Here is a 16472-nt window from a genome sequence, read left to right on the forward strand (position 1 = left end):
TTAAAGCACACAAAATAAAAGGGGACCCCGCGCACCCGCCAGAGCCTCCTGACCCTTGCTGCATTCCTGCCCTGGGGGAGTTCAGAGGATGGACGCCACGCGGAATCCTGCGGTCTAGCCTAGCGTGCCTTGCTTGTCGACGCCAAACCGCTCCCCCACCGCCCGGCTCCCGCTCCGCTTCCAAGCGCACTTCTTACCTCGCGCCCCTAAACCCTCAAGTTCTTCGCGCTGACCTGGCGATTTTGCTTCATTAGGGGGCTCATGTAATGTTTCTCAGCGGAGGATTCGACTAGCGGCCTATGTCACACGCCTGGAACGCGTGCGGGAGTCACATCCCTCAGGGGTTCAAATCCCCTATCCTCCGCCACTGGGAAATCCCGGGCTTCACAGCATCACGCTAAGAGGTCCGGGATTTCTCGCATTTAGCACTGCAGACCCTTAACCCTTAAGCCGCCCGGGCAAAGGAACCAAAGTAGGGGAACCATTTGCGGGACCCCAAACGGAAAACCCCAGGTGATTACATGTGATTCTTCGCATAAGGTGTCAGTACTTTGGTTTCTTTGCAGCCCGTCTGCCAGCCGTGCAATCCAACCCAAACGCTGTTAATCGAACTCGGGAGCCTCGTAGCCGTCTTCCTTGAGCCACTCCACGTGTGGCGGGGTGTTCATGCCCCACTCGGTGCGGGCAAGCAGGAAGGCCTCTTTCACCTCGGCCTCGCCATAGCCGCCATCGCGCAGGTACTGGCGGAAACCGTTGGGCCCCGGTTCTTTGATCCAGAGCCACACGTAGTCATCCAGTGTGCTATCCCCCAGGATGTCTTCCATGCCCGCCGGCAGCAGCTCACGCCCGGCGCGCACGCGCTCCTCCAAGTCCTCTTCGAAGAAGTCATAGAGGTAGTCCAGACCGTCTTCCAGATGGGCGTACTCAAAGGCTTCCATGCTGCTCCGTTCTACACCGTTCCATCCCAGACAAAGGGCTCCCGTGAAAGCTTATCGGGGATAAAGCGTTCGAGGAGGTCCGCGGCGGTGTTAATCCCTTCGGTGTCATATCCCAGCGAGCGGGCGAGTAGGCGAAGCACATCGCCCATCTCCCGCCCTGGCTCCGCGAGTAACTGGCGGAGAGTTACTGCCCCATCGCGCTTGGACAGGCGGACGTTGTCCGAATTCAGCACGAGCGGGACATGAACGAACTCCGGCTCCGGATAGCCCAGCTTGTGCGCCAGGTAGGCCTGACGCGGGGCGGAAGACAGCAAGTCATCGCCGCGCACGATCTGATCGACACCTTGGAAGGCATCGTCAACGACAACCGCCAAGTTATAGGCCCAGTCCATACCCTGGCTCGGATCCGCCGGGGGCTGGCCGCCACGGCGCAAGATGAAGTCATCCACCTCCCCGGTGTACTCGCCGGCGAAGGCGTCATGGATGGTGAAGGAGGAGACGTCAGCACGCAAGCGTATGGCGGGCACGCGGTTCTGGGCGGCGAGCTCGGCGCGTTTGGCCTTGCGCTCGGCGTCACTGAGATCGCGGCACGTTCCCGGATACTGCCCAGGAATAGTATGCGGCGCACGGGAAGCTTCCTGGATATCTTTGCGCGAGCAGTAACACTCAAAGGTAGGAAGCTGCGCCAGCGCCGCCTCATAAGCCGCATAGCGATCCTGCTGGTAGATGACTTCTCCGTCCCAGTCCAGGCCGAGCGCGGCAAGGTCCTCCAACTGGCGTTGTGCCGACTCCCGGGAGGAGCGCTGCGTGTCAATGTCTTCTACGCGAACAAGGAAGCGGCGCCCACTGCTTCGGGCGTAGAGCCAAGCCAGCAACGCCGTGCGCAGGTTACCCAGATGCAGATCTCCGGACGGGCTCGGGGCATAGCGCCCAGCGGGGCTGAGAAAATCCATGGCAACCAGTCTACGAGGAGTCCCGCGCGCGTCGGGGTCCTCTACTAGAATCTCCCCCATGGCTTCTGATGCGACGTATCCCCTGCTTGATTCTGCCGACGCCGAGAAGATGCTCGCCTTCGCGCGGGCCCAGGCGCCGGGGGTTTCTCTCCCCACCGATGAATCCGCCCACATTGATGAGCAGATCAACCGAGTACTCGCAGATGACAGGTTCTTGGGCAGCGTGGAGGACGCCGTCCCCGCCGCCCAGTACCTAGAAGCCCGCGAAACCCTTCACGTGGCTGCCGGCACCATCGAGAACATCGACGATTCTCTCACCATTGCCTCACTGGGCGCGCTGACCGGACAGCCTGCGCTCGTGGCTACCGGCTATACCCGCGTGGCCCGCGCATGGCTGGATAACAACAACACTGAAGCGGCAGAGAAATTCGCAGCCAAGGCCGCTGCAGCTGGCGACGACACGGCGTTGAATGAAATTGCCGCAGCGCGCACCGTGGCCAGCCAAAAAGACTTCTCTGAATCCGCCCCCACCAGCGCGGAGGTGTCCTCCGGCTCCGCCAGCAACACCTCAAGCACCGACAGCAATGTATCACTGGCCGTGCTCCAAGAGCGCCTAGAATCTGCCAAGAGCGGTGAAGCGAGTGCAGTGAAAGGACACGCTGCTGAATTCGTGGCTATCAACGACGCCGTCACTGGAGGAGATTTCGACGGCGCAGGGGCCACGATGGGTGACATCCTCCGCACCATCCTCGAGTCCGCCGTGGGCGCGCTGTGGGCATCTAATTCTGCCGCCGACTGCGAGCGCGTGGCTACGCAATCTTTCACCATCCTCTCCAACGCACGGGCGGACGAGGAGTACCAGCAGCTTCCCGCAGTGATGCTAGCCCGCTTCTATAGCGATGCTGCACAGCACTCTTCTTCAGACTTAGAGCAGCGCGTGGCCTGCTTTGCCGCTGCTGCCCGCGAGTTCCAACGCTGCGGAGACCTCGATGGCGAGCTCCATGCTTTGCTCAAGACCGTGGCCCTCGATGTTCGCCACAGCGATCCAGAGGAGGCCTATGACATCTTGGCCTCGCGCTACGTGGATTCGCTCAAGCTCCAGAGCCTTCCCGTATCCGCCAAGTGGACCGTCCTGTATTCCGAAAGCCTCCGCTTGCAGGCGCAGGACATGTTTAAATCCACCCAGGTTTTGCTCGATTTCTTGGACCGGCATTCTGTCGCCGAAGCCACGACGCCGTCGGAGCAAAACGCCATGGCGGAGGTCGCCGAACTTTTAGGTGATCGCTACTCTTCCGCCGACGCAACAGACCGCGCGCGCAAGATGTACCACCTTGCGTTCAACCTCTTTGCCAAGGCCAATAATGTGCGCGCTCTCGAGGAGCTGCGCAAGAAGGCCTAAGCCCCGCGGTGCACGGGGCCTAGGCTTGTCACGCTTGGCCGCCGAACCACTGCCGGTTCGCAGGCAGCCACAGCAGCACAATGACCACCGCCGATGCGATGGACGCGGGCATGACCGAACTCGCCGGAATGAGCAGCACCACGATGGCGCTGATAACGGTCAGCGCAATCCGCGCGGACTGCTGCGCGTGCAGCACATAGGTGGTGAGGGCACACACCAAGAGAACCAGTACGGCAAGTAACACGCCGAGCTCAGTGGAGAGCTGGTCCGTGCGGCTTACCGCCGCCGGGCTGTTTTCAAAGGCGATGAGCCGGCAGATGTTGTATACCGCGTAGCTCGTGATGAAGACCTCCAGTACCGCTGCAATCTTCAACGGCCACGGTGCCCATTGCGCCTTCATATCGGCGGCACGGCGGGTCTGACGGACAGAATCGGTGACTGCACCGTAGCGATAGTCCGGTGCGGGCGCGGCAGGCGAGCCTGTCGGCGGGGTTCCTGGGGGTTGTGGGCTACCGAAAGTCATGACACATCCTGCGCAAAGACGCCGCGTTGGCTCAGCAACCAACGAATGGGATCCAGAACGCGGTAGGGCGCAATGCCGCTGCGGGCTAGCTGGCGGCCCGTCGGGGCCTCACCCAACGCGGAGACCACGAAGAAGCTACCGCCGCGCGGAGCTGCCGAATAGATCTTGTTGATGAGGTCATTAGCACCCAAGAAGCGCAACAGCGATTCGGCTTCAAGGTGGACCATCCAGCGGTCCGAATCGCGGAAGTTCCACCCGGTATCCCGGCGGAAAGCGGAGCCGCGGTTGGCCATGAGTTTCTTCCAACGCACGTCATCCACCTGCTCAAGTTTCTGCACCGTGTCGAACTTCGAGATGGTCACGGCCAGTGGCGGCGGGGTATCCGTATCGAGCAGCGCCAGCAGGTTGTCCAGAACCCGCAGGGAATCCGCACCGAGCTCACCAATATTGGGAATCAGACCGTGGATAAAGTCCTGAATTTGCTGCACACGCAGCGGGTCAAAGAGGAAAATCACTAAATCCGCGTGGGAGAAGAAAGCGAGGTTCTCGCGGTCGGCTTCGTTCTCTGGCGGGTTCTCCAAGTCTTCGCCCGCCACGTCGCGGAAGACCAAGTAATTCATGCGCTCGTGTCCCTGTTCATCAGGCCACTTACCGAGCTCAAAAATCAGTGGGTCGCGCTGGTAGGCGTCGGTAGCCACCGCACTTGGCGTGGGGTCCATGGCACGCATCTCCTCAAAGAGCGGCTTCTCATAAACCTCGGCGTAGCGCTCGCGCGTGGATTCATCCGCCGCTTGGACGGAGCGGTTGTGCTTGTGCGCCAGCTGCTTGAGCTGCTTGATCATCACCGCGGTGTAGAGCGACTTACCGGAGTTACGCGCGCCGGCCATGGCCACGCAATGTGTCACGGCGTCGGTCCATCCCTGCGGCAGCTCCCGGTTGGTGTATGGGCTTACCGTCACACCATCCTCGAGCGGTTTAAAGGTCCACGGGCAACGTGCCTGGCTCATTAGTTCCTCTCTTTCAGCATGGCAGTGACGCGGTCAGTCAATTCCGAAAGCTCCGTGTTCGCGCCGGATTCGAGCTGCTTGACGACGTCCCCGTCGATCACCGCGTACGCCACATGAGCCGGGGTTCCGTTGATTCGCGCGAGCTCCAGCTCCTGGCGTCCGATAGCGCTCGTGATGAGCACGACGGTGGGCACCTGGGTTTCCAGCATGGAAGTCACGGGAGAATCGGTGACGTAGATGACCAGCGAGGACGTGGAGGTGAAAGTCGGCAAGCGCCACGGCCGCTGACCTACACGCTCCGCTCCACTATCAATGACGTCCGCGATGAAACGGGTCAGCTCATCCACCTTATGGGTCTCGATGCTGTCCTGCCCATCAGTGGCGCGGAAGTGCCGGAAGGCATCCGAGAGCGCATCGATATATTTGGCGGTCGCCTCGACGATCTTCGGTGTGACATTGATCTGCATGGAGGCGGAACCATCGACGACCACGGTGACATTATCAAGGCCTGCGACATCCAGCTCCGCGCGACGCATCTTGGAGCGCACCTCGCGGGCGGAATCGGTGATTCCGGCGCCTTCGGTCGTGCCGAATGCTTCTAAGTGGTAGCTGCCGGATTCCGGGGTGACCTCGGCGAGGCGTTCGGCGGAGTCCTCGGCGGCGTCGATAAGCACGCGCGGGAACGTCACCGAATCACTCGAGTTGCTCACCGTCAGGCGGACCTCGCTGCGCAGGCCGAAGGTCCCATTCCGCTTCGGGCGCACGACGATGGTGGCGCGCTCGGGCAGGGAGTGCACCATGATGGAGAGGTCGTGGACGCGCACGGCATCAACGCCTTCTCCCAAAATCGCCAGCTCCATGGAGGCGCCGCCGGTTCCCATCTCGAAGGCTTCGACGCGCAGGATGCCGTCTGAGCCGATGCGGCGGGACTCTCCGTCCCGCAGTGTGTATTTAGCCATGACGCTTATTTCCTTCTCTTACCTTCCGTGGAATCCCATGTTTCGACCGTGCTCACCGAGAGCTGCTCCCCGGTGTTGCCATGCTGTGTTCGGTTCAAAATGCGATGGGCCCGGTCGTTGCTGCATGGGAGCTGAGCGCTCCGCCAGCAACTGTGTCGTGCCATCTAGCAACATGGCGACGCGCCCCGTGGCATAGCGCTCGCAATGATCCAGTGCGATGATTCCGGCGAAGTGCGTAGCGGTGAGGTGTCCGATGTGCTCGAGCTCGCGGTCCTCCCAGGGCTGCAGGGCATCCTCTGCTAGGAGGTTGAAATCCCGCGGGAAGTAGAAAACCCAGGAGGCAACAATCGCGGACATCAACAGCTTGTCCAACCCCTCACCCAACGAGTTTTTATCGAGGTAGGCCAGCTGGATGGAGCGACCACGGTGGGTATCAAGGTGCTCGATCCACCAGCGCGGATCGAATTCCTTGAGCCTATGCCACTCCTCGGCGCTGAGCCCAGGAACGTTGGCGTTGCCGCCCGACGCCGTTGCCGGCGCGGTGTCTGCACCAGCTGACGGCGCTGCCTCCGCCTTCGTGGCAAAAGGGTTCTCCTGCGCCGTGTTCGGCTCAGGCGCATCGAGGGGATTTGGCGGAGTACCCGCGGGTCCATGGCCCGGGAGCGCAAAAGGTGAGGAGTCTGCGATAGGTGCTCCGAAATCAGCTGGGTCCTGACCCCAAGAATCGTCAAAGCTCTGCGCGTCCCGCTGTGCAGGTTCGCTACCCGTTGCAGCGTTCTCCTCTGCTATGGGTGTCGAAACAGTGCGCTGCTCGGCCTGCTCTTGCTGTGGCTCCGGAGCCGCAGACTCAGCTTCTTCCGCGGCATTTTCTGCATAGGAGCTGACGTCTGGCAGGGCCTCATCGAGGGCGAACACGACCGGATTGCCGGGGATCGCCGTCTCCGCGAGACGCTGCTTCTCGCTCGGCGGCACCACGAGCATGGTGGAGGTGCTCAGCGGGAACTCATTGATGGCGGCGGCTTTTTCAAAAGTGGAGAAGCCGAAACCATCCTCCCCCACCTCGCGGGCGGTGGCAGCAATCCACAGCGCTGCCTGGTTATCAGGGGCCACGAGGATGACCAGGCCGTTGCGGGAATTCAACACTGTGGCCATGGCAGAAACCAGCGCACGGTTGAAGCTCGGATTCGGGTTCGGGGCTACCGCCTTGAACGGTGCGGGAAGCTTCTCTGGGTAGCGGAATTCGCCATCCAAAAACTCTTCCAACAACACGTCCGAGTGCAACGGTCCGCGCGCTGAGATCTTTTCCGGAATCTGTACCTTATCCACCTCGTAGATGGAAAAAGGTGCTGGGATGTCAGGAGAAAACAGGACCGTCGCCGGTGCCGGCGGGGTTCCCGTGCGCGAAATCGAGGTGTAGGTAAAGACGTTGCCGCCGCGGCCGGTCGCATCCAGGCCCGCGGGGACGGATACCATGGTGACCCACTTTTCCGCCTCAGGGGTGAGCGCAAAGACCGCAGTACGGCGAACCAGTTCCGCGCGCTGCTGGGCAGAGGGGAAATCCGGGATCGTCGTGCCGTTGTTGAGAGAGGTCGGCACGAAGGACACGAGCTCAGCCAACTCTTCTTGGGTGATATCACCGGCCTTCTGGCCTACACCCCAGCCACCGGCGCGGCCATTGGCACGGGAAAATGATGCATAGCTAAAGGCGCCGCCCATAACTACTGGCCTCCTTGAAAGTACTGATCCTGCGAATAATCCTGCCCGTAGTTCTGCTGGTCGTAGTTCTGCTGCTCATACTGCGCCTCATAGTTCGGAGCCTGATTCTGCACGGGTGGGTACAGCCCCAGTCGGTAGGACACATCGCCTTCTACCACCACAGCTTTATCTGATGCGCTCAGCGTCGAGGAAGCATCGCTGTAGCTTTCCGAGAAACCACTGAAGGCATCATCACCACCGAAGCTGTCGAACGAGGTATCAACCTGGCTATCAAAGCCCTCGACGGCGAACAGGCGGATGAAGCCGCCGCGCTGAATGCGCTCGCCTAATGCCACCGTGAAATCTGGGTGCTGCCCGCGCATCGGGCCCAAGCCATGAGCCACGTGCGTGGTGCTCTGCAGATTGGTCTCCACAATGCCGAGCGCCTCGCCGTCTTCGGGGAAAAGCGGCAGGCGGTCAGCTCGGTAGACCACCTGGCAGGAGAACTGGCGCTTATCGCCGTTGCCCAAGCTCCAGAGGAACACCCTGGCTTGGCCTTGGGAGGAATCGACCTCAAAGTCATAGGTCACTGGGCGCAGACCTTCGTACTGGATCACGCGCTCATTGCCCTCGGTGCGCTTGCCTGCGAAGACCGCATAAGGCTTCAGCCGCACGGTATCACCGTGCTGATCGAGGTGCAGGCGGATGCCTCCCTGGAGGTCGTAGTCCTCTTCGCGGATCTGATCGTGCTCGCGGTTGGTGGAGTACTCCACCGCCGTTGCACCCTTCGGCCAATCGAAGGTAATGAGCTGGCTGTCCACGCGCTCAATGAGCCGGAACTGGTCATCCTCAATGGACTGCACGCGCTGCAGCACCTTGGATTCACCTACCCAGGCATCAGCATCGTTGAAGTTCACTGGGGTGATGTAAACCTCGTACCAATCTGGCGGCCACGGCACCGTGGTGGTTTGGAAGGAGCCCGGTTCGGACACACCGCGGGTCTCACTGATAGCACTCGACAGTGCGCTTTCGACGTAGGTCTTCGGCACTGCGGACGTGCGCAGGTCCGCCTGCGGGGCGGTGGGCGTGAGATAAATCTTTACCTCGCCGGTCTTGGGCGAGTACCAATCCACCTCGATGGTGTCCTGTCCGTATTCGCTGCGGCGCTCGCAACGGGAGAGCTCCAGCTTCTCCAGCTCGCTGGCGAGCTTCACGGAGCGCTGGACTGCGACTTCGTCTTGGCTTTGCTCAGTAGCGCCGTGGAACTCCGCCTGGCCCAGCAAGGAGATGACGACGGTCTGTCCGGTCTCTTGCACCGGAATAGTCGCCTTGCGCCCGCTGCTGTCCACGTCTTGTTCGAAGCGCGGGGACAGCTTTTCCTTCTCGCTATCGCGGCAGGCATAAACCATGGCGCTCGAGTGCCCCGGCAGCAGGTCCCAAGACACCTGAATGGCGCCCTTGATGGTGGACACCTGAACGTTCACCGGCGGGAAGACCACGCCCGTGTCTCCCATGAATACCGGCTGGCTGTTGACAAGCTCACGAAGGTCGCGGCCCTTATAAGCCCATACCGCGTAGTGGCGCAAGCCTGTCTCGCCCGGCTCGTGTTCACGGTAGGCGGTTCCCTTCGTGTAGACGAGGGTGTCACCGGCATCCGGGGACGCCACCATCTCTGCGTCATCGGCGACGACTCGGTAGAACACCACCTCATCCGGCGCGTGCTCGAGCTCCGGCCACCACAGGCGCACCGGATGGCGCTGATCGGAATCCTCCGGCTCCGGTTCTGGCTCTATGCCGTAGCCAGGCTCTTCTTGAGATTCCTGCTCCAGCGCCGCCTCTTGCGGCACCTCGACTTCAAACTCGATGCCGGGGGTTTCCCAGTTCGGGTCCTGGCGAAACTGGTACTCCGCCTTAATCCCGAAACCAGGGATGGTGATGTAGTCCTCTTCGTTAACCTGAGTCTTTTGCTCTTCCTCTGCCTGCAGTGCCTCCCACTCGGCGAAGAAATCGTGCGGCTGTGCCGCTGCTTGCGCCGGTTGGGGTTGAGCCGCGGAACCTGTCTGCGCTACACCGGCGGCTGCAGCGGCACGCTGTGCTTGCTCGCGTTGGCGGGCCTGCGCTTCAGCCTGTGCGGCGCGCTCGCGTTCTGCGCGCTCCTGTGCCGCGCGTTCGTGCGCGGCACGTTCTTGCGCTGCCCTCTCTTGTGCCGCGCGCTCCTGCGCAGCACGTTCCTGGTCCACCGCAGCATTGCGCGCCTGCGCGCTCAGCTCCGGGTGCTCGACCGCTTCGCCGTTATACGCGGCGGCAATCTGCTCGGCGAACTGCCTAAACGGCGCTGATACAGCTGCACGCACATCATCGGCGTTTACGCGCTTGAGCTGGTGCAGGGACTTAAGCTCACTCAGCGGCACATCCGCAATCGAAGGTTTCTGATTGTGTGTCATCAACGTTCCTTAAGAAGGTCTCGTCAGAAAGTTTCGTCGAGGTCTGAGAGGTCCGGCGCTTCCGGCCGGCCAAACGACGGCTGCGCAGTCGGGCTTTCGCTATTGCTCTGCCCCGGCGACTTGAAGCCCATGTGGTCCATGTCATCCAGATCATCCAAGGAGAAGTCCGAGGAATCCTTAAAGGACGGAGCACCAGACGCCGCATCCGGGATCAGGTACTTGAAATCAGTGATCCTTCCGTACTGCACCACGGTCACAGAACGTGAGAGCTGACTGGTCAGTGCGGTCTGGCTGTCCACCTCCACGATGCGGGTGCGCGAGCCGTCGATTTCGGTATATCCTTCAGCGCCGCCCGCATTGGTCAGCGCATTGGGGCTAAAGGCCTGAAGAGCACCCTTTTCCTGGTTCATGCCGTCGAGGAACTCGGCGGTGCTCTGAACGCGGCTGCCGCCTTCCTCGCGGAAGGTCACGCGACTGAGGTATTGCTGCAAGCTGCGGGCCATGCGTGGATCCGTAATGACCTTCTGCCATTCCTGTTGCTTGAGGTCGCGGTCCTGCATATAAGGGTGGTCAAGGCTGCGCGATAGGTTATCTAACGCAGTGCTGGAGCCGAGGCCAGCCATGCCCCACATCTCATTGAGCGCCACGGCCGAGTGGCCAGTGCGGTTGCGCTCAAAGGTGTCATTCATGTCATCGAGGAGGGACTTGAGCGAGCGGTGTGCCCACTCCGTCTGGAAAATGTGGGAGCGGATTTCATCCGTCATGCGCACGGCATCATCGCGGTTGAGCACGGCCTGAGCAATGCGAGCGTTCTCCGGAAGGCCCGACTGCGGCGTCCGCAGGTGATCGCTCGACGTCTCCTTGCGCCCAAAGGGCGCGTAGATAGCGCGGCCCAGCAATGCCGACCAGCTCAGGAACTGGTTATAGGCATTAGAGATACGCGAGATCTCGGCCGAGGCCGTCGCCAGATTCTGCGCGGCGATCTCTTGGTTGCGGTTCAACAGCTTGCGGCGCTGCACGTAGTCAAAGATCTCACGCTGAGCCTTGGTAAAGACCGCCCAAGAACACACAAGGAAAAGAAGAACAGCCAGGATGATGCCCACGACGTACCACGGCCAGTCGAACCACTGCAGGTACTCACCCAACGGCAAGTCCGGGTTGTAGCGGCCGGCCACCATGTAGGTCATCAGAGCAAGCACTACGAAGAACACAATCCACATCGTGCGCAGCTTTCGGGTCAGCGCTTTGTTCTCCGCGTTGAAGTCACGCGCTTGGAAGCTGTTGGCCAACTCTTGCAGTTCACGTGCCTTGGCGTGTGCGTCGCGGTACTTCTGCTGGGCGTGCCCCAGCTTCTCCCACAGGCCCTGGCCCACCTTCCACGCGAAGGTGGTGCTGTTCTTTGCTCGCCACGAAGCAAACTCGTGCTTCTTGCGGCTGACAGCTTCATTGCGGGTCTGCTGGCTGGTGTACTCAATATCGGCGGCGAAGCGCTCGGCACCCACCGGATCGAAAGGCGCGACGGTTGCTTGGGACTCGTGCGTATAGCCCAGAGTGCTGGTCATGAGCGGATGGAAGCCCTCGAAAGAAGCGCTGACATCCTGCACGGACTGGCCACCGTATTGCACGATGTACATGTTGCCCTGGTTATTGCGCAGCCCCTTGGTGTCGATGCTGTCGCGCCAGGATCCATCGACAAGCCCCAGCGCATAATCGTGATAGGCCTCCCACGTGCGCGAGAGTTGCGGCTCCTGGCCCAAGGAGAACTGCTGCTCGCGGGCAACTCGCATGGTGTGCTCACTGGCTTGGCGCAGCTCGTCGACGCTCGTCGCACCGCTGCCCTTACCGGAGTGCCCGGCCAAGACGACCTCCACGCTGGAGTCCGCACCGTAGAGCATCTTCTGCAGGAAGGTAGCCGCGTTCTTGTTCATTGCACCGCGCTGGCCCTCGACCCAATCCTGCGGCTTGCCCACCACGGTGGACCAGTACAAACGCAGGTTATCCTTCAACGCCGCCCAGCCGCTGACTTTGTGGGACTGCAGCTCCTCATAAGCGGTCGGAGCGCTCACCAACGGGGAAATCTCCTGGTTGATGAACATCTGGGCGCACTGATCCGTCAGCTGCTCCGGATTGGCGTAGTGCACGGCGCGAGAAATGTTATTGACCTGCGGCTGCGGTAGGCGCTGGCCGGGATCGAAGACGGCCTTCCTGACCTTGTCCTCAATATCACCGGCATCGATGGTGCGGTGGAAGGCACGCACCAAACGGAAGCGCTGCCGGTCACCGGTCTCGATGACGCGATGCGTATCCGGGTCCAGCACTGCCGGCTCGGGCATGCCGCGCCACAAACCGAAGATGCTGGCTACGGCTGGGGCTGCAAACTGTGCAAGCTCGAAACCGTTGGCAGTGCGCTTGATGGGGCGAATACGCGAGGAGGCCGGGGTTCCACCCTCCTCTGGGGAGAGCACGAGGTTACTCCAGCCCTGCAGCGGAGCGATGTCCACGCTCTCACGCGGCAGGGCGGAGAGCAGCAAACGCACGCGCAGGTTGGAGGCTTGAATCAGGCGCTGATCGACGGCCCCGACCCACTCCGTGAGCTTGGCGACGTCCTGCGGCTGTGCCGCATCCATCGGGTCAATGGTGGCGAGGAGGACGTCCCCGCTGAAGCTGCGGAGGGCATCGTCGAGCGTCGACAAGCGCGCCGTGCCCTCCTCCGTAAAGGAGCGCACAACGGCCCCGTTGATGGGGTGGGCATAGTCAATCCAAAGGAAGTCCTGCAGAAGGCCAACCGCACGCAAATCACTAAGACGCGAACGGATATCATCCGCCGTGGCGCCGTGTCCGAAAAAGATTACGTTCGTCATTAGAAGGTGTCATCCAGGTCGTTGAGGTTGAATTCCGGTGCGACGTCCTGGCCAAAGCCGGAATCGGAGCTACGCACCTGCGGGGCAGGCTGGGCGACGGGATTCTCCGCCACAGTCTTGGCCTGGTTCAGGTAGTTGCGGATAACCGGAACTACCTCGATGACGTCCAGCGCCAAGTCACGGTAGTACGGCGTATGCGATGCGACCTCGCGGGAGCGTACCTCCGCAAAGGGCTTTTCCTTCCGTCCCTGTCCCGGCAAGGAATTGGTGTGGCCCGGCACAAAGTGATCTGCGCCGCGGGTGAACTTATCCAGCTCCTCCACGAAGGATTCGTAGCGGTCCTGGATGGAGGTACCCATGACTCCGCGGTTCGGAGCTTCACCGGATGCCAAGAACTGCGCGAGGCGGTGAACCACCGGGTGCGTGGATGCACCGGAATGGGCGAAGTCCAGGCCGTCGTCGAAAAGCCCGCGCAACAGCTGGTATGGGTAGAGCGAGGAAGCGAATCCGTAGCGCCCGGTTTCCTGCACCTTCGCGTAGGCGATGAAGATGGACTCCAGAACCGAAGGCATCCAGTCGGATTTCTTGATCATGCGGCGCGGCGAGATAAGCAGCGGATCCGGGAAATCAACCCAGCCATTCACGCCACCATCCGTGTCATCGAAGATGTGGGCTGCCGCATTGGCTGCATCGGCGTTGGAAATGTAAACGCGGCCGGTAATGCGTCCGATGATCCAGCCCGCCACCATGGCCTGACGCTCCGTCTTCGTCAGCGGCAGGGCTGCCGGCAGCGGACGGGTGCGGCGCTCCGACCACCAGGAACCATCGAAATTGTCCTGCTTCTCGATGTCCTTGGCGATGTAGTTGAACATCGAAGAGAAGACGATCGGCGAGTAGTTGGGGTAGGAACCGAAGATCTCGATGTGCTGAACGTGATCCGACATGTTTAGCGAGTTGCGCAGAGCCACCGTGGAAGGCCCGTCAATCTCCGGGCGGCTGAGCACCGACTCCAGCTGGGAGGCAATGCCAGTTTCTGCGGAGCCAAGCTCCGCAAATGGGATATCGGAGAAGGAGTAGGTGTACTGCACGGACTTGCCGTGGATGCGCTGAACCATGTCGTCGTTAACAGCAGCCAACGGGCGGGCATAGCTCAGGGCCAGCTGGAAAGCCTCGATGAAGCGGCGCTGGCGCTCAGCGTGCTCGACCTCGTTGATGTCCGGGGTAAGAGTGAGGTAGCGGCGCAGATCCACCGAGTTGAACTTCTGGAACTCATAATCACGGCGGTTAATCCACTGGCGCGAGCGCTCCAGCAGATCAGTCGGGCGGATCTTAGCGTGGTAGTGCGCGCGCTGCGATTCGCGGGACTCACCACTTTGCGGATGGCGCGAGAGGTACTTGGACACCCAACCAGCACGGTTGGAGTAGGCATCGTTGGTACGCTTCTGCGGGGCCAGGGTGTCATTCGGCGCCTGGGCCGCATCGAGCGACTCCCATTCACCGCGGATGACCGCACGCACCGCAAAGGGATAAGCCTGCTCGTAGTTGGTGACATCCGAGGTGGACTGCTGGCCCTGGATGGTACGCAGCATCTGGTCCCGGTAGTCTGAGATGAAGGTGTTGACATCAGTCAGCATGATCTCGTTCTCGGCACCCTTGAAGCGGGTTTCCACGACCTCATCGAGCTCTGTTGGCCACGAGTTGACCTCGTCTGTGCGGACGTCGGCCAACTTGTTGGTCTCCGGGCGCTTTGACACGGCCTTCTCCAACACCGCGTGGGCATCCCCCAGCTCGCGCTTAAGGTGGAAGAGGTTCTCATCGGCATAGTCCTGCAGGACATCCTTGAGCAGGTGCGCAATGGCCATAAGGGCGTAGCTGTAGAACTGGTTGAAGTACAGACCCATCAGAGCATTAACCGTAGGAGTCGGGTCCGTCATCTGGCCCTTGCCAGTCAGCGGGCTGAGGATTGGATCCGCGCCTTCCGGCTTCGCCAACACGCGGGTGTTCTGGTAGTAGCCAGAGTACTCAGACAGGCACGGCAGGAGACGGTCAGAGTTGGTGAGCACATCCGTGATCTTGGAGAGCATCTCGCGCACATAGGGCACGCCCACCGCAGCCAGCTCCGACTCCACGGTGGCGAGGACACCATCGCTGAAGAAGTTGGCGTAGCGGTAAACAATGTCATACGCAGCATTGTTCAGAACCGATGCGATGGCCTGCTCATTGCGGGGATCGGCCATGTTGCCCTCAAACTCTTCGCGCCATTCGTTGACGTTGCGGCCCTGGCCCACCGGAATGAAGTTCTGCAGGTGCTTCGCGGCGCTGTCCGCGGCTTGCTGGGCTTGGCCACCGAACACACTGTTGAGCCAGTTCCAGACGCTACCGCTATCGATCTGTCCGCCCTGTGCCCAGGAAGGATCAAGCGTCATAGAGCTAAAGGCGCTAGGCAGGCGCTCCTCCAACTTCTTCGCAATCTGCATCTCGCCGGCCTCGGGGTTCTGCGGATCGAGGTGGCCGTTGAAGAGGCGCTCGAAGGCGCTGCGGGCAAGGCGCTGGGAAGAGTATTCGGCAAAGCGGTCACGGCCCATCGAAACCTGGGCATAACCCAGCGAACCCCAGGGCAGGCGCCCCCACGGCGTGCCGTCCGGGCGATCCCAACCGAAGAAACGGCGGCCGCCATCACCGGCCGGGGTGTTAGTCAGCGCGTAGGACACGAGGTTATCGCTGGCCTTGGTGGAAGCCATCAGCCCCGCCAACGCGCGGCCCAAGCCGCGGTAGATGGACATGGCGGAACCATCGCCGAAGCGAGCGCTGGTGGTGCCCATCTTGGAACCAATGGGGAAAATACGGCCGAAGGTCTGCCCCTCCGGCGGGGTTCCCATGTCGAAGGCCTCAAAGATAGCGCGGTCGTGATCATACGCATTACCCATCTGTGCGGCGACAACCTCACCGAACATAGCCAGCGAGTTCGGCCACGCGCCGGCCATGTCATCCGCCTTGTTATCGGCGAAGATTTCCGGGGTGTACATGAAGATGAGGGTGCCCTGCGGGTTCACGTTCGGAATAGTGGTGAGTACACGGCACACATCCAAGAACATCGAGGCGCCCGCGCCACCTGCCATGGAGGAGACAACGAGGACAACCGGCTGGGAATCACCGGTATCGGTGTCCAGCTTGGTCTGCTTGTAGTTGAGGCGGTTGAGCTCCTGGATTGCCTCCTGCGTGAACATCTCATCCACCGCTTCCTTGAGCGACTGGCGGATCTTCTTGAGATTCGGCAGGGTCAGCATACGGCCAATCGCGCGGTACTGGCCGGCGCCATCAGCCAGCTTCACGTCATTGGTAGAGGGGTTGCGGGTGGCCCACGTTGCGATCTCACCGAGCTTGCCGGCACGGCCCAGGATGCTGGACACGCCCTCATCGAAGGTGTTGTAGTTCTGGCGAGCACCAATGCCCACGTAGTGGCCGCCATTCTGGGTAACATTCGGCAGCTTCTGCGGGCCTGCCTCCTCCTCGAGCGGCACATCGATGTTGACGAACTGCCAGGCCTTGGGCAACTCGGTCATGTCCGGGTCGATGCTTCGCAGCTCGGCCTTGAGCTGGTCCATCATGAACGCCAGTGTCTTGGCGCCGGAGCCACCGCAACCGACGACGAGGAACTTCTTCATCTTTAACTACCTTTCGAAGGGGAGGTTC

The 16472-nt window shown here is 61.3% G+C and carries 10 protein-coding genes, 1 tRNA gene and 1 other RNA gene; 2 read left to right on the plus strand and 10 right to left on the minus strand.

The genetic code is table 11. The features are described from left to right. Positions 1-13: 13 nt before the first annotated feature. Positions 14-112, minus strand: an RNA gene (gene ffs, locus HMPREF3147_RS02530) — signal recognition particle sRNA small type. A gap of 166 nt (positions 113-278) precedes the next feature. Here ffs and HMPREF3147_RS02535 point away from each other — a divergent pair. Continuing rightward, positions 279-367, plus strand: a tRNA-Ser gene (locus HMPREF3147_RS02535). Positions 368-602: 235 nt separating this feature from the next. Here HMPREF3147_RS02535 and HMPREF3147_RS02540 read toward each other — a convergent pair. Together HMPREF3147_RS02540 and gluQRS are read right to left on the minus strand one after the other, a co-directional pair. Next, complete coding sequence (locus HMPREF3147_RS02540; protein WP_070444250.1) at positions 603-938, minus strand: hypothetical protein; 336 nt, start codon at positions 936-938, stop codon at positions 603-605. 11 nt (positions 939-949) lie between these two features. Beyond that, positions 950-1891, minus strand: coding sequence for a tRNA glutamyl-Q(34) synthetase GluQRS (gene gluQRS / locus HMPREF3147_RS02545; RefSeq protein ID WP_070444252.1), 942 nt, complete (start codon positions 1889-1891; stop codon positions 950-952). A 58-nt stretch (positions 1892-1949) separates the two neighbouring features. Here gluQRS and HMPREF3147_RS02550 point away from each other — a divergent pair, with 58 nt between their 5' ends. After that, a complete protein-coding gene (locus HMPREF3147_RS02550) occupies positions 1950-3290 on the plus strand; it encodes a hypothetical protein (RefSeq protein ID WP_070444254.1) in 1341 nt (446 codons plus the stop codon). 28 nt (positions 3291-3318) lie between these two features. On the opposite strand, the gene HMPREF3147_RS02555 is transcribed toward HMPREF3147_RS02550, so the two are convergent. From HMPREF3147_RS02555 to HMPREF3147_RS02585, 7 genes are read right to left on the minus strand one after another with little or no spacing between them, the layout of a single operon-like run. After that, positions 3319-3813, minus strand: coding sequence for a hypothetical protein (locus tag HMPREF3147_RS02555; RefSeq protein ID WP_010188427.1), 495 nt, complete (start codon positions 3811-3813; stop codon positions 3319-3321). After that, complete coding sequence (locus tag HMPREF3147_RS02560) at positions 3810-4820, minus strand: TRAFAC clade GTPase domain-containing protein (RefSeq protein WP_010188426.1); 1011 nt, start codon at positions 4818-4820, stop codon at positions 3810-3812. The genes HMPREF3147_RS02555 and HMPREF3147_RS02560 overlap by 4 nt, the downstream gene beginning before the upstream one ends. Then, positions 4820-5779, minus strand: a complete 960-nt coding sequence (locus HMPREF3147_RS02565) for a hypothetical protein (protein WP_070444256.1) — start codon at positions 5777-5779, stop codon at positions 4820-4822. Before HMPREF3147_RS02565 ends, HMPREF3147_RS02560 begins: the two co-directional genes overlap by 1 nt. Positions 5780-5797: 18 nt before the next feature. Then, positions 5798-7495, minus strand: a complete 1698-nt coding sequence (locus HMPREF3147_RS02570; RefSeq protein ID WP_070444258.1) for a GAP1-N2 domain-containing protein — start codon at positions 7493-7495, stop codon at positions 5798-5800. A 2-nt stretch (positions 7496-7497) separates the two neighbouring features. Further along, entirely contained in the window at positions 7498-9918 is a 2421-nt protein-coding gene (locus HMPREF3147_RS02575; protein WP_070444260.1) for a SaeA-related protein, read from the minus strand. Between the two features lie 23 nt (positions 9919-9941). Then, complete coding sequence (locus tag HMPREF3147_RS02580) at positions 9942-12779, minus strand: AAA family ATPase (RefSeq protein ID WP_070444262.1); 2838 nt, start codon at positions 12777-12779, stop codon at positions 9942-9944. Next, complete coding sequence (locus HMPREF3147_RS02585) at positions 12779-16444, minus strand: tubulin-like doman-containing protein (protein WP_070444263.1); 3666 nt, start codon at positions 16442-16444, stop codon at positions 12779-12781. Before HMPREF3147_RS02585 ends, HMPREF3147_RS02580 begins: the two co-directional genes overlap by 1 nt. Positions 16445-16472 lie beyond the last annotated feature (28 nt).

Source organism: Corynebacterium sp. HMSC05D03, from assembly GCF_001807205.1.
Classification (GTDB): domain Bacteria; phylum Actinomycetota; class Actinomycetes; order Mycobacteriales; family Mycobacteriaceae; genus Corynebacterium; species Corynebacterium aurimucosum.